This is a genomic window from Verrucomicrobiota bacterium, from assembly GCA_038744685.1.
Classification (GTDB): Bacteria; Verrucomicrobiota; Verrucomicrobiia; order Opitutales; family Puniceicoccaceae; genus Puniceicoccus.
In genome coordinates, this window is sequence record JBCDMB010000041.1 from 1 (window position 1) to 20,554 (window position 20,554).

Consider the following 20,554-nt stretch of genomic DNA (forward strand, 5'->3'; position numbering starts at 1 on the left):
AAGAGCAACTCTTAGGGCGGCGACTGCGATCTGACAATCCAGCGCGACCCTCGCTTGCGTAACGCTGCAGGTATTTATGCCCAGTCTTTCGGCTGATCCCAAAATCACCGCATAGATCACTCAATCTGAAGCGACCCGTCCGGGCCAGGATTACAAATCTCTCTTTTTCGCTCATTACATCGGTCTCTTTCCATGGCATACTCGCCATCAAAGTGTTACCGATGTCCTTGTGCTATCTGTTACCTATGTCCTTGTGGTTTACCTTGACCCCTTTAGAGCCTCCCACCCCTTTAGAGCCTCCCTACCCCTTTAGAGCCTCCCTTGACCCCTTTAGAGCCTCCCCTTTAGAGCCTCCCAAGGGCAAGAAAGGGGAGTCGGCCTAACATGGTGATTTAGTGAATAGTCAAGACCCGACGTGTTACAGGGTCGACGCGACTTTCTACAGGGTCGCGACGTGTTACAGGGTCCGCGCCGCAAGCAGGCTAGTCGATTTCCCTGCGGCCCTAGGCCTGATTGCGGCAGCGATGCAGCCAGGTGCCCAGTAAGACCAGGATACCGGCAGCCAGACTTGTCACCGCTGGCTCTGGGATGACTGACCCCTCAACCGTGAAGTTCGAAAAGTCACCTTCTGTCGGGTTAGCAATGAACCACTGTCCCGAAGAACCATCAAACCCGGTTCCATAGAGACGGAATGTTACCGACGACGTGATCGCGTCGAAATTAGAGCCCAAGACAACCGCGTCGTAAGCGGCAGCTGCGTTGATGTTCTGAAATCCGATGTTGATACTATCAGTGGCAATCACCGAAGAATAACCGTCAAGCGAAGAGCGCAACTCCCAGACCGCGCTAAAACCAACCAGGTTGTTCGGAGCTTGGTTGAAATAAAGCGTGTCGAGGTCCAACGTGATCCCCGCATCCGGGGTGATCATAAATTCTACATACGCGTCATTGGGGTCGAAAGGGGTAGTGCCCCAGCTATTCCCTCCCAGCGAGTTAATTTTGTTTCCCGTCGAGCTGATGTTGGAAACACCCACAGTCGTAATCGTGCTCGCCGTAACCCCGGTTGCGGTTGAACCCAAGGGAACCGGGCCGATATATGAAGTGCCGGGACCGTTACCTTGAATGTCCCAATCGGCGATGACGACTGCAGAAGCGCCCACCGCACTGAAGACGAGGACGAGCGTGGAAGCAAGGAGAGTGGAATATTTCTTCATGCCATGGAACAATTTCGGGGTTAATTTTTTGGAGGCAATGAAATAATTAGTGGCAAACTACATCTGGATCGCCGTTTGCTCGTTTGTTAACTGCTAAGTTCCGCTCCTCCTGATCAAAGCCGGCAGGGGGACCCAATAGACATCAAGTCTTGACTCTTGTGCGCCGAGCAAAGCGAGGCGTTTCCTGCCGGGGGAAGAACCCGGCTATTAAAAACCTAACCAGTATAATATATCGAGTGTTGCGCGGATGTTAGCTAAATCGCCAAAAGAGAATGACCCTGATACAGGAGGTCGAACCGTGAGCTTTGCAAGAGAGGCAACGGGCGGTGGAACAGCATCTGCGAAGCGTACACAGAGAAGTCTGCAGGCCGTAGGGGAGATCGCAGAACCCCGAGAGTTGATACAGCCTCGAAAAAGACAGAACGCGGATGGCGACGCTTTAAGAGTAGCGGAAGCCAGCATGGAAGGAGAGCAATGGTTTGCTCCGGAAGGTCCGCCGGGGTCCACGAAGACTGTGGCATGTAGACAAGGAAACGCACTTGAACTCGGGAGGCCTGGATGCCTCCTCCACCGAGGAGGTAGCGGCACACCAACCAAAAGAAGGATGCAGCGATGAGCATTCAGGAGTCAGATCGATCCGTAGTAGTCCGAGACGGTAGGGCCGATCACACGCCTTCGCTTAGCTACGGCGGCGCAGGCACGGCGAAGGAATCGACGGGTCGACAAAGTGTTCAAAGCACTCACGCAGGGGAAACGATAGTTCCCCGCCGAAGCGTGTCCAGCTCCCTGAACGCACTGAGAGAGGAAGGCCTCACGCGAGCCGGGACACCGGTTCGGAGGCTTGTATACGATGATAAACGTGGCGATGTTGCGCGAGAGCTTCCACCTGTTGCGGCGAAGAGCTGCCAGTGGAGTGGATGGTCAAAGCGTGGCAGACTACGAGAGCGATCTCGAAATGAATCTCGCCGGTTTATTGGAACGTCTGAAAAGCAAAAGCTATCGGGCGAAGTTGGTAAGGGGCAGGTACATCCCCAAAGCGGACGGCAAACTCCGTCCACTGGGTATTCCCGCCGTGGAAGATAAGATCGTGCAAATGTCGGCCCGGCGAATACTGGAGTCGATCTACGAGGCGGATTTTACGGAAACGAGCTGGGGATATCGCAGGGGCAAAGGCGCGCGCGAGGCTGGTGGAGTACTGCGAGAGGCGTTATTGTCCAAGAAGGTCAACTGGGTCGTGGAAGCGGACATCAAAAGCTTCTTCACCCAAATGGACCACCGGAAGTTGCTGAAGATGCTTCCGAATCGCATCGATGACGAAGCCTTTGTGCGGTTGATCGGAAAATGGCTAAGCGCCGGAGTGTTGGAAGAGGACGGACGAATCGTCCATCCCGAAACCGGCATTCCGCAGGGGGGAATCGTTTCGCCCGTTCTTGCGAACGTATATTTGCACCACGTGCTCGATATGCGGATAGAGTCGGATGTGAAAAGCAAAGCGCACGCCGACGTGGTTTATCTGCGTTATGCGGACGACTTTGTCTGCGGCTTCTACAGCAAGAAGGATGCGGATCGGTTTCTCCTGTGGTTGAGAAAGCAGCTGGCCTGCTACGGGCTGGAATTGGCGGAAGAAAAAAGTGCAGTGGTGAAGTTCACCCGTTTCGATGTCAAGGGCAGTGGGCGTCTCGGCTTCCTGGGTTTTGTCTTCTTTTGGTCTGAAACCCGAAAGGGAAAGAAGACCGTTCGAATGGCAACCCATCCGAAAAGGCTCAATGCCGCATTGCAGGCCATGAAACAATGGGTGCGAAGGAGCAGAAACCTGCCGCTGTCTAAGATCGTTCCGTTGCTCAGAAGCAAACTCGTGGGACACTATAACTACTATGGAGTTCTCGGCAATGCCAGGAGTCTCGGTCGTTACCGACACGGGTGCCAGCGGCTTCTCTATAAGTGGTTGAACCGCAGGAGCCAGAAACGCAGCTATGACTGGGATGGCTTCTGTCGAATGTGGACGACCATGGGTTTGCCCGAACCGAAGCTGAACGTGAAGCCTTGTCAACCCATCCTTGAACCACTCCAAGTATACTACTGATCTCTACTCTGCGCGTCGACACGAGGAGCCCTGTGCGGGAAAACCGCACGCAGGGATCTGCGAGGGGACTGCCCGGCAACGGGCAGTTCTACCTCAATGAAAAATCATTCGTGGCTCTTGCCTTTACAGCTAGCGACGCCATAAAGATCCGAAAATGAAGGTCTGGGTTCCCATGTCTTTGTGCTCAATCTCATTGGACTCGGTTATCGATGTATTCTTGGAATAGGCCGGATAGGTGGACAAGCCCTTGGCGATGGAATTCGATTTTGGGATGAATAAATTTGCGAAAATCACGCTTGTTTTAGTCACCTTTCTCTTTGTTGGATGCCCTCGCCCTACGGATGTCGAAGTCTATAACAATACCGGCACTACCTTGTTACTTTCCAATGGTAGAGAGCGTAAAATGATCCCGCCCGGCGAATCAGCGAAAATAAGGTTTCGCGGTGGGATCGAAGTCGAATCTGACTTGGGCGTGTGGTTTTACGAAAGAAAGTTGCACGCAATAATGAATTCCCCGAAGTTTTTTGATGGTACATTGAGGATCCAATTAGAAGCAGATGGTAAAGCGTACGCCCTTCCGGTAGATATCATGCCTCCTGCGGACACTTTTGAGGATCAGCCGAATAGCTTTCCGTATAAGCCGGTTATCAAAGGGGTAGGATAGGTTAATCGAAGTGCCCTTTAAACGTGTCTCAGCGTTTCCCCATTTCACCTCAGGTTTTTTCGAGATCCCAAGATCTCTATCCTTTGCGTTGACCCCTTTTAAGGCTGCTACGCAGACAGTTGTGGTCGGGCGTTCTCGGCGAGAATTTCGTGCACTCGTGGGATGACCCGCGTGCCGTACATCTTGATCGATTTCATCAGCTTTTCGTGCTGCAACGGACCGGTTGCGTACTTCAGGTCAAAACGGTCAGCGCCGACTGCTTCGACGGCGTAAGCAATCTTTTGAGCGACCGTTTCCGGAGAGCCTACGTAGAGTGAACCGTGCTGTACCTCCGCTTCGTAATGCTGGCGATTGATTTCACCCCAACCGCGTTCGCGTCCGATCCTGCCGAAGGCTTTGGCATAGTGAGGCCAGAGTTCTTCCGCTGCCTGCTCGTCGGTTTCTGCGATATGGCCGGGAGAGTGAATGCCGATCGGAAGCTGGGGCTGATTGGTCTGCCGCAACGCCTGGCGATAAAGCTCCGCCATGGGGGCGAAACGGGCCGGGTCGCCACCAATGATCGCGAAGGTAATCGGCACTCCGAGCTGGGCGGTGCGAACGACGGACTCAGGGCTACCGCCAACCCCGCGCTTGATCGGAATACTGCCGCTCTCGGTTTTCGGAAAGACTTCCTGATTCTTTAAAGGAGAACGGGTTTTGCCCGACCAAGTCACCTTGCCCTCTCTGAGCAATTGGACGAGGAGTGCGAACTTCTCTTCGAAAAGAACTTCGTAGTCTTCGAGTTTATATCCGAAGAGAGGAAATGATTCGGTGAACGACCCACGTCCCGCGGTAATCTCTGCTCTTCCGTTGGAGAGCGCATCGATCGTCGCGAATCGTTGATACACGCGCACGGGATCATCGCTGGAAAGAACGGTGACGCCGGTTCCGAGTTGGATGTTCTCGGTCGCCGTTGCGATCCCCGCCAAGACTGTATCCGGTGCGGAGATCGCGTAGTCGTCACGATGATGCTCTCCCACGTTGAATCCGTCGATGCCCACCTGATCGGCGAGTTTTGCCTGCTTCACGACATCTCGGATGACTTGGGCGTCGCTGTTGCGTTTCCCGTTTTTGTCGAGTGTGACGTCTCCGAAGGTATCGAGTCCGAATTTCATGATACTTCCTTTCTTCTGATTCTGTAGAATTGGTTCTTTGGATTTATCGAGGGTGAAACGATAGCAGGAGAACGGGATTCTGGATAATGTTCTGGTGTTGGTTCTATTATACGTTTTTCGTATACCCCTATCGATGATTGATCTAATCCGCATGTTTCTGGTTCTGCTCGAGGAGGGGAGTATGAATCGGGCGGCGAAACGCCTACGGGTGAGTCAGCCAACCCTGACACGCCAGCTGCAGGCCTTGGAAGCGGAGCTGGGCGGTTCTTTGGTTGAACGGGGAAATTGGGGGGTCAGGCCGACCGATTTGGGTTTTCTGCTGCGGGATCGAATGCGGTCGATATTGCTCGACTATGACGCAGCTTGGTCAGAAGTGCAGGCAGCAGGCCAGGGTAAGGTGGCCAGCTTGCGCATCGGATATCTCGGATTATCCGCTTCGCGATTCCTGAACCCTATTCTGCAGGAGATTCGTGAAGCCTGTCCAGAGGTGCAGCTGGCGCTCTATGATTTAACCCCGGCGGAGCAACTTGATGCACTTGCAAAGGGTGAGCTTGATGTGGCGATGATCGGGCAGGAAGGAGCCACCGGAGAAGACCGCTACCATAGGCAGACCATGGCGGAGCTCCCCCTTTGCGCGGCAGTGCCGGTCGGCCATCGGCTATCGAAAGAGTTGGAAGCCCCGTTTGCGGATTTTGCCGGTGAGCGATTTGTCGGAGCACCGGACGCTCATGTTCCGGGTCGAAACGCGTGGATTTCGAAGCTTTGCGCGAAGGCGGGATTTAAGGCGAAGTTTACCCGGGACGCGACTAGTCTGGGCGAGTCCTTTTCGATCGTTCTCAGCGATTCTGCGATTAGTCTCCTTCCAGACTACGTAGATGGATCCCCGCCGCCTGGCGTGGTCTACGTCCGAATTTCTGATCCCGATATCCGTTGGAAATACACCGTCATGCGCCAAGCGGGAAAAGGAACGAATGCTGCACGAAAGACGGTTGATTTGTTGCTGAAGCTGGGTCGATCTTACCAAGAAGCGACTGAAGAATTTGGCTGAGTGGGGGCGCCGAAAGAGGTCAAATGCAAGATTTAATGGTTCTGGGCTTGCTGCTCAGTAGAGGTGGTCTGGAGTTTATTGCCCTCCAGACATAGTTTCATTTCCTTTAGACGTGTCTCAGCGTTTCCCCCTTTGACCCTTCCCTGTGAGAAGCGTGTGGCGTTCGCCCAGCTTTGAGTGGACTCAAAAACGGGTCGAGTTCGATGGCTGGTTTCTTTGGGGGAGATCTTCGGGATAATCGAGAAAGAGCAGCGCTCGACCGAGGAAAGTTTGCGTGCTTTGAGGCCGGTCAGCTTTTCCTTGTCCAAAAAACTCCATAGAGGTTTGGGTTAACCTTGACGGCGCTGGATCGGTCCGTTTGCGATCCTTCCGTGAGATTGCGGAAGCTATTTGTCTATGCGACTTGGTTGGGGTTGTCGGTTCTCGCTGCAAGAGGCGCCCTGGTGATCACGATTCAGGAAGAGGCGAGTGGTGTCAGTTTCTCCGGAGCTGGGACGTTGAGTGTCTCGGGATTTACTATAATTTCGACCGGTTCTCAGTCTGGTCGAATCGACCCGCAGGAGCCACGGATCCTATTCGCTCCTGAAAGCCCGTCCTCGGCCACCACCGAACTGTATCTTACGGAGGAAGGAGTGGTGGAAGTCAGCTCAGGTTGGGGTTTAGGCGGCTTAACGATGTTCGATGCAACAGGAGATGCCTTTGGCTTTAGTGTTTTCGGGAACCAGAATGGTCTTAGTCTTTTTGTCCCTCAGAACTACGACAGCGTGAGCCCTCTGACTGCGTCTGCGTTTTTGGCAGGCGAGACTCTAGACAGTTTGGGCTTGAATGAAGGAACCTATGTATCGACCTACATCGTTGGGGGGACGTTTTCGGACAGCATTACCGTCGACATCATTCTGGTTCCAGAGCCGAGTTCCTCCGTTTTCCTATTTGGTCTTGTGGCCACTGCCGCTTTGCTGCGTCGCCCCAGACGAAAAATACCTTAGCTGAGGTTAGGGTCTGCTGTGGGGGGTTCTGTTGATGCTGGCGAAACAGTTCCTCTATTCCCAAAACGAGCGACGTGCGTGGTCTTCGATAGGCCGTGTTGAAATCATTACTGAGAGGAGATCACGATCCTTCGTGTCTAGTGAAAGCCTGACTCCATCAGATTCCTTGAAAATTTAAACGGGGGACCCAAAAAGACTTCATGTCTTGGCTTTTGACTAGGAAGAAAGGGAGCGAGGGAAGGCAAAAGGGGTGAAACGCAAAATTTAATGGTTCTCGGCTTTCTGCTCGCGGGAGGTGGGCTGGAGTGTATTACCCTCCGGGCATGGTTTCATCTCCTTTAAGCGTGTCTCACCATTTCCCCATTTCCTCAAGTTTTTTTTGAGATTCCAAGATCTCTATCCTTTGCGTTTTACCCCTTTGAGCCTTTGCCTTTGCGTCCGACCCCTTTTGAGTCTTCTTCGTAAAAGCCTACAGCGAAAACGTGGGATCGTTTCAGTTGAGGAAGGTGCGGGTGTAACAAAAACACCAGACAGTAAATACGCTAAATAACTAACTAAATACTAGTCTTTAGTGATGTCCGATCATTGCAGGTCCTCCTTAAGATAAACTGATGTCGGAAGTCGATCTCGATTGTAAATCAAAACCGCTTCCGGAGTAACCAGAAGGGTATCGGGAAACTCAGGAACCCGAATGGAAAACTCTTTTGGCGTTTCTCTTTTATTCCATGGCACCATGCCAAGAAAAAAATCATCTTCTTCACGATACAGAAGCCAGACCGCTTGAGAATCCGCCCCTGCGGCTAAGACGTAGTTCATGGAAGGAAGCTCCTTTATGGCGGGACCATGCTTTCTGAACTCATAGCGTTTTGGCGAAATCATCGGTCCTCTCTCCTGATAAACCATCCAGAAAGCAGCCTTTCCCGACAGATCCGTCCTCAATTCACCTCGCTCGGCCATCTCTCGAAAAACACGCCGATCTTTTGCATCCTCCATCGAGTACGGGGAAAATTTTGTCACCGGGCTAAGCCCTGGTTCTTCAATGAATTTTAGCCCACTCGTCGCCGGTTCATCCCAATTGCCGATCCCCAACCTTTCTGAAGCAATAACAAGAATGCTCCTATTCTCAGGCTCAAGTTCCTGTATCGAACTCGAGCTGACTAAAAACAATTTCCTGTCAAACATCCTCATCTTAGGAAGATTGCCGGGATTGATTCTCCACACGGACCAGTTTTCCTCTGCGGTCGTAGTCCACCAAAGAGTTCGATTGCTGTAGATGTAAATCCTCCCGTCCAAAAACGTGATATTTCCGCTAAAGTATCGTTCGCTCTTCATGAACGGTGGATGCCACAGCGTCGAGGACAAGTTTTCTAAAACAAAATGCTCGACGATCAAGCGACTGTCATATGCCCAGACCACCCAAATCCGCCCGTCTCCAAAGGATAAAGAATGGGTTACACTAGGATGATTGAATTCCTCGCTTCGATTTTTGAAGAGCCAGCGGGAAGGTTCCTGCCCTGACCCCAGTATCTTGACCTCCGGAAAACCCCTTGTGAAAGGGAACCCTCTTTCCAAGCGAACGAATTCTCCGGTCTTTTCCCTTCTTTGTATCTTCTCTTCAGGTCCATTTTTCGTGGAAAAGGTGGGAGGCCCCAAAAACCTTGGCATTGGCCCGCTGTTGGGAGGTGGTGGAAGGACTGACTCCAGTGCGTTTAGCTCCCTTTGAAGAGCCGCCCTTTCCGCCCTGTCCAGAGACCTCATCGAATCCATAATTTCTTCTTTCAATTCACTCCGGTCCGCCAAAGAAACCATCTCGGCATGATTGAAAGAATTGAATACACTTACATCAACGCTTTCCGCGGAATCCAGGACCTTATATTTCGCCACCAAAAAGGCTGATTCCAACGACTCCCTTGCACCCTGATATTTACGACTCGACTTCGAAAATTCCCAAGCAGTACTAATCTCGGAAGCAACCGCATACACAAGCGAGGGGTCATTCCGCTCTATCAACTCCTCCATCTGGTCCGAGATTACCCGTTCGAGCGTTTTTGCCGCCCTCTCCAAAGCATCCGGATCGTTTTTACTGAACGGAGAACCCTCCCATGGAGTTGCAGCCTTAACAGCAGCCAAGGCAGGAATTAATTCGATCAAGCCACCTTCGCCCTTTACCCTTTCACTCCAGTATTCCATATCCTCGGGTAGATCGAACCCACCCGGCCAGCGAGCGATCCAAGCATCAGTTTCACTACGACTCGAAACCGCAGTGTCAAAAATCAATGCCTTGGAATCTCCGAACATCTGCTCCAGTCTCTCCGTTGCCTCAACCAATGAGTCAACCGCAGCCTCTTTGGACTCTTCCCATAGGCCTCCCGAGATAAGACCGGCAAGTGCAGTCGAGTAAAAATCGTGGGTGCTAGAGTTTTGTGGGATCCAGCTTGTCCAGATCATTCGTTTCCGGAGACGCGGGTCCAAGTTTTCCGCAGCCAGAAGGTTCCTGTATACCTGTCTCGAGTATCTACGTAGATCCGCAAGATGTCCCCTTAGCTCAATACTTGACGGATCAAGAGCCGCGCCCGCAGACAGTGATCTTGCCAGTGCAACCAACATATCAACCGATAGTCCATAGACCAACGGACTTACGTCCAACGGGTCGACTGTCGCATTGTTAAGGAGAGCAAAGGCCGCACACAAATCAAGAATCCCTTTTTCAAACCGATCTTCATTATTATTTCTCTGGCTAATTACAGTCCAATGAGATCCTCTCATGAAATATGCAGCCGCAAGGTAAGTCTCAAAGCCCGAATCTTTCCGTGGAGCGAGTGCGATGGCGTTTTCAAAAGAAATGATTGCTTGATTGTAATCCTCCCACTTCATTGCCCACTTTCCCCGTTCGATCTGGGACGAAACCTCTTGCTTTTTGTCAATAACCTCAGCCGGGACTTCCCTAGAAATTTCCAAAATCCCCGAAATCTCATCTGCGATCTTCGTGTAAGACGCATTTTCGTCGTCAACATCGTACTTTTGCACGAAAACAGGGGATTCTGAGCCAATCTCGCGGAGTGCTATCTCAACTTCGATCTTTTCGGTTTGATCGAATACTTTTCCTTCCAACATCCATTGCGCCGTAGCGAATTCCCCGTTCGGATCTTTCAGAAGTTTTTCGAACACCGCATCCCTGAGCCTCCACCTTTCCAAGACGGCAATCTCCGGACGAAAATATAACTCTTTAGCTAACTTCGCGCTGAAGAGCATTTCGTTTACAAGGCTCCCAGACGCCGATTTCAATTTCATCACCACAACGGGAGCCCCGGTCACCCGATCCGGCCGACACCTCTCGGCAATCCATGCCGCAGTCTTCTCGAACCAGTCGGGAGCGAGTTTTTCTACTACTTCCAAAGCTCCGAGCACCCCACCCGTATGAGTCGAGACAACCCGGAGGAGAACCGGTTCTCCAGGGATGGGCCTCTCGATTAGAACGAGGACGTTTGCGCCGACAAAACGAGATTCTTCGATTCCCGCGGAAAGCGACCAATCGCGAAGCTCGAGTTCCTTTCGTATCCGGTCGATCTCATTTCTTTCCACCAATGAGATGCCATCTAATTCTGCAAGATCCGAAAGAAGCAGGTCAGCGATATCTCTTTCGGAATCCGAAGATACAACTGCCACAACTAGATTCTCGTTCTTTGCTTCCGAACCAAGAGCACCACACGACAGAAAAATTGTGAAAAAGGTTCCTGAAAGGAATTTAAACATCTTCATCGAGCACATATCGATTCAATGAAGTGCCAACTATTTTCCCGCATCTTTTATCAGCGCTTTAGCCAATGCTGGAGAAACCTTGCCACCAGCCTTTTGTAAGGAACTTTTGCCCGCGATAAATTCAGCCGTATCAACAGCTGTCGCATCATCTGCATCACTAAAGATTATATCACCAGAACTCAAATGAACCGCCTTAACTTCTACCCTTGCCCAACATGAGATGAGACTTCGAAATCTCGAATCAGCCTCATTGAATGCCTCCCCGGTAATCAAAACGTAGGGATCTTCCGTAGATAATGGATCGAGAACAGTGAAACCGATTTCCCGCAAAATGCGGATCAATTCCGTTTGGGCCGCAGGATCGGGTACGCGCCACCCTACATGCTCTTCCGCGACCAACACTTGAACCGTTGGCAAACTCATTTCTCGCGCCATTTCGTAGAGAGGCTCTATCCGATAAGTCTCGTCCGGATCCGTCGATGATAACTCATCTGAATTTTCAAGTATTTTCTCAGCGACCTGCTCTGCAAGAGAATCTACCGCGCCGAAGATTTCGTCCTCGTTTGCGAAAGATGCTTTGACCGAGACAAGACGCATCGTCCCGGTGTCCATGATTTTGCAGATCACAACTCTTTCTTCTCCGATCTTTAAAAGTCTCCCTGCCATCAAAATCTTCGCTCCCGTCAATTTTCCGATGGCTACCAAGGACTCGGGGCTTACTGCTCCGGACACTCCCAACCCCAGCTCGTCGAACGCTTCACCCATTTGGTTCCTATCTACCAACAAAACGCCTTCCTGCATGCCGAGAGCAAATTCGAAGAATGCGCCAAGGTCATGGGCGAGAACCTTTTCAGAATCCTTAGCCTCAAATTTCAAGAAAGCCGCCGAAATCTCCGCCTCAGCTAATAACGATAAAGAGAAGACTAACAACAGAAAGATAGCCGCGAGCTTCTGCACATAACCGAGTTTGCTCGGTTACCAATCTGCTACAACCTCTATTTTCCTCGGGTGAACTGTTCCAAAGGAAAGTCAGGGGTCAGCCCATTGTTTCATGTTTTTCCGAGTAGTCAGACCTCTGTCTTTCCAAATGGCCGACGACCTGGCAAAATAGAAAACCAGAACGGGTCAAAGGGGAGCAAAAGGGAGGGGAGCCAAAACGGGAAAAACTCAAAATTTAAAGATTGTGGGTTTGCTGCTCAGGAAAGGTCGGCTGGAGCTCACTGCTCTCCAGGTATAGATTCATTTCCTTTGAACGTGTTTCGGCGTTTCCCCATTTCACCTCAAGTTTTCTCGAGATTCTAAGATCTTTGTCCTTTGCGTTTTACCCGTTTTGAGCCTGCTCATGGCCGAGCAGACCTTGCCGGCGAAGGCGGTTAAACCTTTGTGCATCTGCGCCAGGCGGCCAGCCCGAGGCATAGAACCCCGATCAGCAGCGCGGTGGTCGCCGGCTCTGGAACAACCGCCGTGACGATGATCGAGTCGGTACCCGTTGCCGTGTCCCACGTGTAACTGTAGGTACCGGGCGTGATACCGAGATCATTCAAGGTGCTATCCTCCCAGGTGGCCGTGGAGGTCTCCAGTTGGCTACCCTAGGTGTAATCAAAGGGGAGAACTAAACTGAAGCTTTCAGATGGATTAGAACTCCAGCCGATTGGTGGTCCACCGAAGGAATCTGCCGCGAACTCACTGGTACCAGTGCCAATCGCAAGCGGCCCTACAATCGAGGTTTGATAGAGGTCTGCCCCAACGTTTTCCCCTCCAGACCTAATGAAAAAGAAATTGCTGGCTTTTACGGCTGCACTCGAACTGAAGCCACTAGTAATGAAAAAAATATCAGAACCAGTCAAATCTGCTGAACCGCTCACGGTCAGGACGACTTCACTGCCAACTTCTTCAAAAGCGAAGTTGATGACGCCGTAGCAAAAATTGCCCATCAGGAGCAGCAAAAGCGTTATCGCGGATTTCATGGAATGAATAGGTGTGCTGACAGAGCCGCACAAATTCTGTTTTTCATCAATGCAATTCAATTACCCCTGCTTTTCCAAGTTCCTTTTCCTGGTTTCCTCTCGCAAGCCGGGCGTTTCGAAAATAGAACCCCGTTTTTAACTCTAATTGCGCGACTTGCGAAACGCTGCGCCCTACCGTCGGTGGGGGATTGGTAAAATTCTCCATTTGTAAGACTGGCACAAAAAAAGGCCGCCTCACGGGACTTCCTTTTGGAAAGGTAATACCGACTAGGAGAACCGGCTTAACTCTGGCGACGACGGCGAACTGCTGCGAAGCCAAGTGCGATGATTCCAGCGAGTGCGCCGTACAGGTTCGGCTCAGGAACAGCTGAGACTGTTCCGGAGACTTCGATTCCCACAGAATCGCCGATTAGATCGTCCTCAATATCCATCCTTCCGGTATCTTCGGACGCGCCCCATCCCACGATAGCGAGGTCAACTGAGCCCGTGAGTGGACCTCCAACCGTGTCAGCCGTGATGATTGTTCCCGGGTCAGGCCCATCAAAACTGGGTCCGATTTGAGAGAAGCCGCTACCGGTATCGATAGCCCACGCCAAAGTCTGTGGACCTGACCCTGTAGTGTCTATTTCAGCTCGAACCGAAAGGTCTGTTACTTGGTCTCCGAGAGCAACAGAGAATGAGAACACGATGTAATCTCCTTCTAAAACAGCTGATGCGAAGTCAGTTGTTGAAGGGCTCCAATTGTTCGAGTTGAAGTTTCCACCCGGAGCTTGGTTTAGGCCAGCCCCGCGGGTTAGGTCGCCCGCTGTGATTGAGGAATCAAATGACGAGCCGGGAATCGATGCTCCGTTAATTCCGTCCCACGTCACGAGAACTTGGCCAGACACGCTGCCAACCAATCCCGAGACGAGAGCCAGTGCGACTAGTTTTGTCTTCATTGCTTTTCTAGTTTGAATTTGTCTGCCTGTAATTTTCGATTTGACGTTTGGAAAAGGCAATCCCCCGTTGCCGACGTCTCACCGGTGAGGTCAAATAGATCGGGTAAACACCGCACAGCTAGATTTTTGCCAGTCTTTAACAAGACGTCGATTTCCCCGAAACTTCCGATCGTGAAAAAAGTCGGTGGAAAGGCCCTAAAAGATATCATGCAGCCCTAAAAGATGCCACGCCTTGGCTATTGAGTGGGAAGAAAGAGAGTCAGAATGACAGTCAAGGGTTTCCCACTCTCTAAGTTTTTAGGGGTCTGTTTAAAAGAAGAGACACCTTTTTTCTAACAACCCGCTGATCCCTGTGCGTTTGGTTTACTTGAAAAGAGTTACGGCTTGCGGTCGCTAAGGGTGTTCGAGCCGGGATGAAACATCGTTGAGAAGCAAGTGTGTTTTATTTTTTGAGAACAGCGAGACGGGGTCAGTCCAATTTTCCATGTATCTCCGATGAATGGGCCTAGCGTCGGAAGTTGAAAAACCCAAGACGCTACGGACTTTCAGGGTAAGCCGTTGGGATCAAACGCAACACCCAAAGATTTGTCAGTCCTCCCGACGATTTCAGTCGATACAGCCCGTGAGTTAAGACCAAAATCTGACTTTTTCTGGTCGAAACATTGTAGACGCTAAGTCCGTCAAGCTGCTGGTGCGGCATTTCATCAATCTTTTCGAAGTGGTATTACATTCTGCTACATGCCAATCTTCCATATGCCGCGCTCCCAGAAAGCTCCGATGGTTTGGCGCTTTGCCTTATTCAAGAGATTGGAATGCGAATCCTTGCTGCTTTTTGCATAATCTGCCAGCGAGACGATTTGTTTCCCTTCCAGATAGGCCAGCCGCTTATGGTAGGAGCTGGTGAGTGCCTTCCCGACGATTTGCTCCATCAGTGAGAGGTCGCTTTTATTGTCAAAGGCAGCAAAAGCATCGTAGTAGTCACCGCGATCAATGAACTTGATATTGATCGGCACATGCCCTTCACGAATCAGCAGGTAGTTGTTCAGGACACGGCCGATACGGCCATTCCCATCGACGAAGGGGTGGATGTGCTCAAAGCTGAGGTGGAACCGGGCGATGCGAGTGATAATGTTTTCTGCGGAGCTGGTCTGATAGCTGATCATCATATCCTCAAGCTGCTCCACGACCATAGAGGGATCAGTCGCGATGTAATTGCCGACGCGCACCCACTCATCCGACTTTCTGAACCGCCCCGCAATCTCGTCGCGTATGTTGCTGATGAGCATCTGATGAAGGAGCAACATCATCTCCAAAGTCAGTGGTTCCTGCTTGGCCTTTTGGTCGATATACTTAACCACCCGTGCCAGATTTTTCGCCTCGAAAAGTTCCCGCTCGTTCACGAAACGGTCCAAGTCAATCTGGTTTAAGATCTTATCCGTTTCTTCCAGCGAAAGCGTGCTATTCTCAATCGCGTTCGAATTGTAGACCTGCTCGGTCACTTCAGACTCGTAGATCAGTCGCAACAACGGTTCTTTGCCCAACGCAGCTTTGAGGTATCGGGTTTGCAAATCCTGAATACGCCGGAAGACTTGGTGGGTATTGGGCATGTGAGAAAATTGGGAGTAAATTCACGACTATGCAATTAATATCGTGAAAAGAACGGTTTTTTTTCTTGTTTTAACGATATTATCCAGCCAGTGATGCCCTGATGGATCGGGACCCCAAAAGACAGGGACCCCAAAAAACGTCATTTCGTGGCTTTTGACTACAAATCTAGGGGGCCAGTATGACGTCCAAGGATTTACCACTCTCTCAGTTTTTTGGGGTCTATTCGAGAGGAGAGATGCTTTCTTCGAACGACCCGCTCATCCCTCTGCGATTGTTTCCTACTTGTGAGGAGTGAAGGCCTGCCTTTTTTTAAGGTGGCTCGAGCGGGATTGAGGCATAGCGGAGAAGAGAGCGTGTTTTTATCTACCGAGTGACTTGGCGAAAGCCCGATCGGAGGAAACTCCAACCTTTACTCATTCATAGTGAAAATCGCCGCTGGAAAGGTCGGTTTCCTCCGTCAGTGGGTGCTTTGAAGTGTCGACGAACTTGGCGTCCTTGCTCACGAGCTGACCGTAAAGCTCGGGTCGGCGATCCTTTAAATAGAAATAGTCTGGCGCGGGATGGGTGCGCCCGTAGAAGGCCGGAACGCAGTCGCAGACCAGGAGGGTGTCCTGCTCGTGGTCGGCGGCGACAATGATTTCGCCGTGAGGCGAGCAAACCATTGAGTTTCCGCGGTAGTGCCAGGAGTCGCCGTCCCGGGTTTCGTAACCGCAGCGGTTCACGTAGGCGAAAAACAGGTTGTTGGCGTAGGCGTTCGCCGGGAATTGCACCTTGGCCACATCAGGGTAGGGGACGCTGCTCATGCGGCCGTCGGGTAGGCGGTAAAAGGTGTCCGCCGCGGTGGGACCGACAATCAACTTCGCTCCCTTCAGCGCGAGGATGCGCATCAGCTCGGGGAACTCACACTCGTAGCAGTTGACTACGCCGACGGGAAAGCCGGCGATGTTATGCACGGGGTAATCGCTGTTGCCAACGTCCCAGTTGTCCCGTTCCTGCTGGCCATAGAGATGGCACTTCGGGTAGCTGTCGAGCAGTGCGCCGTGTTCGTCAATGACGGCGATGCTGTCGTAGTAATACGTTCGGTCTTGGCCCTCAATCCGTTCGCCGTAGCTCACGATAATGCCCATCTGGTGCTCCTGGGCGATCTCCCGAATGCGCGTGATGCTGGGACCGTCGCTGGTTTCGGCGGTAGCGTGGGCGGTTTCCGGATTCTGCGTGTAGCCCTGGAGATAAATTTCCGGAAACGCGATGCATTGGGCATGGTATTGCTTGGCCTTGGCGACCGCCATCTCGAGGCGCGCCAGATTCTGCTCGGTCGCGCCATCGCCGCAAGCCCCCTGGGCCTGGTAGATTGCCAAGCGGATGCCGGAGCCGTGTTTGGGCAACTCGTCATAGATAGACGTACGCACCTGCAGTTTGCGATACGCAGACTCGACGGTTGGGCCGAGATGCGGCGTACCGTCGTTGAGAAGAAAAGAGGATTCGTTGGCCATAAGTAATCAGTGCTAGAGATTTCCGGGAAAGGTGACGGTGATCAGCGACAGTGTAAAATGGATTTCCCAGTCTTATGAGAGATTTGCCATAGACAACAGCAAGAGCAGGAAGCGGTGAGGCACCCCGATCCTTACAAAACGGACCCAAAATACGTTATTACAACGCACCTCAAACAAAGCATGATCGCAAAAATCGAAATCGGTATCGCTATCGAATGCTCTCGAGGCCCGATTTCGATCCCGGTATCGAATCCCGGGTAGGCTCGAATCGAAGTGCCCTTAAGTTGCGAATGAATAAGTCAGAAGCCTGACCCGAGAAAAGCCGACCCGAAAAGGCGTCTGACATCGAGGAACGGCTTTCCAATAGGTAGTTCTCTTCGAGACGAATTCTCTCCTCGAGACCGCTCTTGCCACGAAATTGCGGGACTTTTCCTCCCGATGCAGAAGTTCTTTGGTCGACTCCGGCCAATTGTTTCGTTGGGAATATTCGTGATCTCGTGGAACTCTCGTTTCTGATCAGAGTTTTTTTAAGATGATAACCAGACGTAATCGATTTTTTGCGGCCGGAATCCTAGCCGTTTTTCCGCTTTCCTCTCCTATGGTTCTTGGCTCTGGTTTTCAGGTCAAAGAACTCTACTCTGTGAACGAGACGTGGACGCCCGGGTTTGTCCAGTCCACCGCACCAAACATGCCCGCCGGTTTCAACGGCGGTTTCGCAAATTCTGGCAATCAAACTTCGTTGGTTCAGACGTTTACACCGGAGACCGACTACAACTTTGTCTCCGTGGAATTTCGATACACTCTGTCCGAAGTTCCGGCAATTGACACTTTTTTGATCTTCAATCTCTATCCGCTAACCAGTGGACCCGACGCTCCGAACATCGAAGTGCAGGGCGGAGATGGCCTGCTGAACGATTCTGGAGGGTTCTCCTATACTCCTACAGAGACTACCTTCTTTACTGATTCGAATATGGTCTTTGCACTCGAAGGGGAGGGCGTTCCGTTGGAGGCCGGAACCACCTATGCTTTTGAGGTTTTCGTCGACCTCAACGAGTTTGATATGCAGACCGGCCCGAGCACCTCCGGGATCGGTGGACAATTCTATCGAAATTATGAGGAGATTGAGGGCGTCGACCTATTGCTTGCGATTTACGACACCAATATTCTTGCCGATGGTAACCCGGCGGGCCCAGATATCCCCGAGCCTGCCTCTATAGCCTTGTGGTTGAGCATCGGCGCCCTGTTTTTTACGGTTCGAAGGCGTGCGAGACGGGTTTGAGGGACGTTAAAAAGTGGCAGGTCACGCCTCTAGTAGGTGCGGTTTCCATAGCCAAGAGCTGACGTCTTCGCGTCCGGCGTGACGTTTTACCGTCTGTCTCATCAAGATTTATGGAGATCAGAGGGATACACCGACGAAACGAATCTCGGCCAGCCCGGTGAGCTCGGAGGTGTCGCCGTGATTTGACTGGATGTTGAATCGGACCAGCCTGACGTTGTTGGTGGCGGTATATCCGCTGAGGGCAATCACCTGACTGAAGTCCACTTCATTAGCGCCGGATGCCTCGGTGAAATTGAAATTGCCAAGTGAGACGAAGGGCCCTCCTACACTGGCGGCGACAAGAATCTCGACAAGATTCGCACCACGGTTGGTAAAATTGACCTCGTTGTAGTTCCAAACCCGGATCGATGAAAGGTCGTAGTTCCCTTCGAGATCATAGGTGATCACGGCGGGCAGGAGGTCATTTGGTGAGCGAATCGTTCCTCTCGACAGCCAGCTGACGTCCTCTGGGGCATTGCTGTGAGAATTGTTGCCATTGAGGCCTGAACCATCAATCGAGAAGACGGCCTGACGATTGAAGATGTCGTTGGTAAGCTCGGAGGAAACGTCCTCGATGGTCACCCCGGCAATCGTTTGCTGGAGTCGGACAGGCGAGGAGATTTCAGCTATCATGAATCCCCTGCTGGTCGAGCTCACGTCATCCTGGAGCTGGAACTCCGCATACCGGTAGCCAGGGCTCAAACCGGGTAGTCCGGTTGTGTCAGGAGAAGGGTTGGTTACGACCGTAAGATCAGGAACTCCCCCCGGGACGGAGGAACCGGAAACATCGAGGTAGAGGTCGATGGCTTCATTAACCGTCCCCCGCACGGTTGGCCCACTCTCCCCGAAACTCATCGTATCCGGAACGGGGATCGTAATGGAAAACACCTTCGAGCTGCCCGCGTTTCCGATCCCGTCCATGACCACGCGACTCGTGATCCTCCGATTCACGCTGTCCAATGTCGTTGAATCGAGATCGAAGATGAACTCCTCGGCATTGGTAAACGCATCGCCGTCGATATTGTCGAAGAAGGCGTCATTCACCCCGGGAGTCGCACCCGCATTCGAAGTATAGTCAGTATAGGGAGAGCTAACGGATTCGACGGCCACGGGGACACTGGAAAAACCCTGTGTGAGTGCATTGCCCGCAAAATCGGTCAGAGTTCCGCCAGTCAACACATTGAGCTGAAAGACTAAGTCTGTGGCTGGCGACACGCTTACGGTGACCGTGTAGAGGTTGCCCGATCCATTGATCACGTAATTTGTAAACATGTTGGATCCTGAAGAAGTGATCGACAGGTCCGAGGCAGTGAAGTTTTTCACGGCCTCGGAGAAGTCTACAACGAAGTCCAGCGACGTCGCTGTTGTGGGACCAAGCGAGTTTGCAACGACACTGAAGATGAGTGGTGGATCCGAGTCCGAGCCTGCAGTAAGGACGACGTCGTTTCCGTCGCCTCCCACATAGCTGATCGTATAGCTGGGACCCGTTGTAGTTACGAATGTGACACCTTCGGCCAAGCCCTCGAAGATTCCGACAACCGGGTCGGTCCCATCGTTGGAGATGATGGTGAAGGTTTGCCCGGGAGTGGGTGCAAGCACTCCCTGCCCAAAGACCCCGAGGAGGTCACCAGTGAGCACAACCGCACCGGTCACCGACACGGAATCCGCCAGCGGCGAACCACCACCGTCCAGGCCGATGCTGAAGTTCATGTCCGATTCATCGCCACTCACCAGGAGATCCATACCATTCGCAGCCGTGATGGAGCTCGTGCCGGTGAAGAAATACTTCTGCTGCGAGGTCAAGGTCGCAGTATTGTTGCCGGCGTTGATTTCCCGAATGATCATCTGATCGGACGTCAGGTTGACGTTTCCGAACAGGTTGGTGGCGTTTTCAACGCGGAGAATGCTACCGGTGTCGATGATGTTGATAAGGCCGGGTCCGGAATCCATCGTGACACTTAATCCTTCCCCACTGCCGGTGCCGGTTGCATCAATCTCCAGGGGATCGCCGACGGAAGTCCCCCGAATATCTCCGTTGGCGCTCATGGTGATGCTCCGTGCCACAAGATCTGCCGCGTTGTCCCCACCGCCAGCCTCCGTGATCGACCCGTCCGAGCTGATGGTGATTTCGCCGGTGGGGGCCGAAACCCCGCTGATTGCGACGTCGCCCCCATCGCCGGTGATCGATATGTCGCCGGCAGAAACGGCCGAACCCGTAACGAACAACGGTTCGTCCTCACTGTTCAAACTTATGTCCCCGGAATTGATGGTTTCAACCGTTCCGGAAACGACCAGTGGCCCTCCCGCCAGCATAAGGTCTCC

At 52.1% G+C, this 20,554-nt stretch carries 15 protein-coding genes; 5 read left to right on the forward strand and 10 right to left on the reverse strand.

From position 1 onward, the window contains the following. Window positions 1-503 precede the first annotated feature (503 nt). Both AAGJ81_15130 and AAGJ81_15135 read right to left on the reverse strand, forming a co-directional pair. On the reverse strand, window positions 504-1,214 hold the full coding sequence (locus tag AAGJ81_15130) for a hypothetical protein (GenBank protein MEM0967479.1): 711 nt from the start codon (window positions 1,212-1,214) through the stop codon (window positions 504-506). A 254-nt stretch (window positions 1,215-1,468) separates the two neighbouring features. Continuing rightward, complete coding sequence (locus tag AAGJ81_15135; protein ID MEM0967480.1) at window positions 1,469-1,834, reverse strand: hypothetical protein; 366 nt, start codon at window positions 1,832-1,834, stop codon at window positions 1,469-1,471. A gap of 230 nt (window positions 1,835-2,064) precedes the next feature. Here AAGJ81_15135 and ltrA point away from each other — a divergent pair, with 230 nt between their 5' ends. Both ltrA and AAGJ81_15145 read left to right on the forward strand, forming a co-directional pair. After that, window positions 2,065-3,297 (forward strand): group II intron reverse transcriptase/maturase, encoded by a 1,233-nt coding sequence (gene ltrA, locus AAGJ81_15140; GenBank protein ID MEM0967481.1) that lies wholly within the window; start codon window positions 2,065-2,067, stop codon window positions 3,295-3,297. Window positions 3,298-3,568: 271 nt separating this feature from the next. After that, on the forward strand, window positions 3,569-3,961 hold the full coding sequence (locus AAGJ81_15145; GenBank protein MEM0967482.1) for a hypothetical protein: 393 nt from the start codon (window positions 3,569-3,571) through the stop codon (window positions 3,959-3,961). 107 nt (window positions 3,962-4,068) lie between these two features. On the opposite strand, the gene AAGJ81_15150 is transcribed toward AAGJ81_15145, so the two are convergent. Continuing rightward, entirely contained in the window at window positions 4,069-5,115 is a 1,047-nt protein-coding gene (locus AAGJ81_15150; protein MEM0967483.1) for an LLM class flavin-dependent oxidoreductase, read from the reverse strand. A gap of 133 nt (window positions 5,116-5,248) precedes the next feature. Here AAGJ81_15150 and AAGJ81_15155 point away from each other — a divergent pair, with 133 nt between their 5' ends. Beyond that, window positions 5,249-6,163 carry a LysR family transcriptional regulator gene (locus AAGJ81_15155; protein MEM0967484.1) on the forward strand — a complete coding sequence of 305 codons (915 nt, stop codon included), beginning with the start codon at window positions 5,249-5,251 and terminating at the stop codon, window positions 6,161-6,163. 377 nt (window positions 6,164-6,540) lie between these two features. Continuing rightward, a complete protein-coding gene (locus tag AAGJ81_15160) occupies window positions 6,541-7,149 on the forward strand; it encodes a hypothetical protein (protein MEM0967485.1) in 609 nt (202 codons plus the stop codon). 582 nt (window positions 7,150-7,731) lie between these two features. Here the strand turns inward: AAGJ81_15160 and AAGJ81_15165 are convergent. From AAGJ81_15165 to AAGJ81_15190, 6 genes are all read right to left on the reverse strand, one after another. Beyond that, a complete protein-coding gene (locus AAGJ81_15165) occupies window positions 7,732-10,902 on the reverse strand; it encodes a hypothetical protein (protein ID MEM0967486.1) in 3,171 nt (1,056 codons plus the stop codon). A gap of 36 nt (window positions 10,903-10,938) precedes the next feature. Then, window positions 10,939-11,784 carry a hypothetical protein gene (locus AAGJ81_15170; protein ID MEM0967487.1) on the reverse strand — a complete coding sequence of 282 codons (846 nt, stop codon included), beginning with the start codon at window positions 11,782-11,784 and terminating at the stop codon, window positions 10,939-10,941. 713 nt (window positions 11,785-12,497) lie between these two features. Beyond that, window positions 12,498-12,935 (reverse strand): hypothetical protein, encoded by a 438-nt coding sequence (locus AAGJ81_15175; GenBank protein ID MEM0967488.1) that lies wholly within the window; start codon window positions 12,933-12,935, stop codon window positions 12,498-12,500. A gap of 221 nt (window positions 12,936-13,156) precedes the next feature. Next, window positions 13,157-13,813 carry a PEP-CTERM sorting domain-containing protein gene (locus AAGJ81_15180; GenBank protein ID MEM0967489.1) on the reverse strand — a complete coding sequence of 219 codons (657 nt, stop codon included), beginning with the start codon at window positions 13,811-13,813 and terminating at the stop codon, window positions 13,157-13,159. Window positions 13,814-14,547: 734 nt separating this feature from the next. Then, complete coding sequence (locus AAGJ81_15185; protein ID MEM0967490.1) at window positions 14,548-15,420, reverse strand: Fic family protein; 873 nt, start codon at window positions 15,418-15,420, stop codon at window positions 14,548-14,550. A gap of 414 nt (window positions 15,421-15,834) precedes the next feature. Beyond that, the gene (locus AAGJ81_15190; GenBank protein ID MEM0967491.1) at window positions 15,835-16,914 is read right to left on the reverse strand and encodes a nitrilase-related carbon-nitrogen hydrolase; all 1,080 of its coding nucleotides are present in this window, start codon (window positions 16,912-16,914) and stop codon (window positions 15,835-15,837) included. A 532-nt stretch (window positions 16,915-17,446) separates the two neighbouring features. Between AAGJ81_15190 and AAGJ81_15195 the strand changes: the two genes are divergently transcribed. Continuing rightward, window positions 17,447-18,193: a hypothetical protein gene (locus tag AAGJ81_15195; protein MEM0967492.1), complete on the forward strand. Its 747-nt coding sequence runs from the start codon at window positions 17,447-17,449 to the stop codon at window positions 18,191-18,193. Window positions 18,194-18,310: 117 nt separating this feature from the next. Here the strand turns inward: AAGJ81_15195 and AAGJ81_15200 are convergent. After that, window positions 18,311-20,554, reverse strand: a 2,244-nt coding sequence (locus AAGJ81_15200) for a hypothetical protein (protein ID MEM0967493.1), incomplete at its 5' end; no start/stop codon positions are given.

Bases quoted from the DNA above. Each gene is read 5' to 3' on its own strand.
- AAGJ81_15145 (MEM0967482.1), top strand. From the start codon at position 3,569: ATGAATAAATTTGCGAAAATCACGCTTGTTTTAGTCACCTTTCTCTTT.
- AAGJ81_15135 (MEM0967480.1), bottom strand. From the start codon at position 1,834: ATGCTCATCGCTGCATCCTTCTTTTGGTTGGTGTGCCGCTACCTCCTC.
- AAGJ81_15190 (MEM0967491.1), bottom strand. From the start codon at position 16,914: ATGGCCAACGAATCCTCTTTTCTTCTCAACGACGGTACGCCGCATCTC.
- ltrA (MEM0967481.1), top strand. From the start codon at position 2,065: ATGATAAACGTGGCGATGTTGCGCGAGAGCTTCCACCTGTTGCGGCGA.
- AAGJ81_15180 (MEM0967489.1), bottom strand. From the start codon at position 13,813: ATGAAGACAAAACTAGTCGCACTGGCTCTCGTCTCGGGATTGGTTGGC.
- AAGJ81_15165 (MEM0967486.1), bottom strand. From the start codon at position 10,902: ATGTTTAAATTCCTTTCAGGAACCTTTTTCACAATTTTTCTGTCGTGT.
- AAGJ81_15185 (MEM0967490.1), bottom strand. From the start codon at position 15,420: ATGCCCAATACCCACCAAGTCTTCCGGCGTATTCAGGATTTGCAAACC.
- AAGJ81_15155 (MEM0967484.1), top strand. From the start codon at position 5,249: ATGATTGATCTAATCCGCATGTTTCTGGTTCTGCTCGAGGAGGGGAGT.
- AAGJ81_15130 (MEM0967479.1), bottom strand. From the start codon at position 1,214: ATGAAGAAATATTCCACTCTCCTTGCTTCCACGCTCGTCCTCGTCTTC.
- AAGJ81_15150 (MEM0967483.1), bottom strand. From the start codon at position 5,115: ATGAAATTCGGACTCGATACCTTCGGAGACGTCACACTCGACAAAAAC.
- AAGJ81_15195 (MEM0967492.1), top strand. From the start codon at position 17,447: ATGATAACCAGACGTAATCGATTTTTTGCGGCCGGAATCCTAGCCGTT.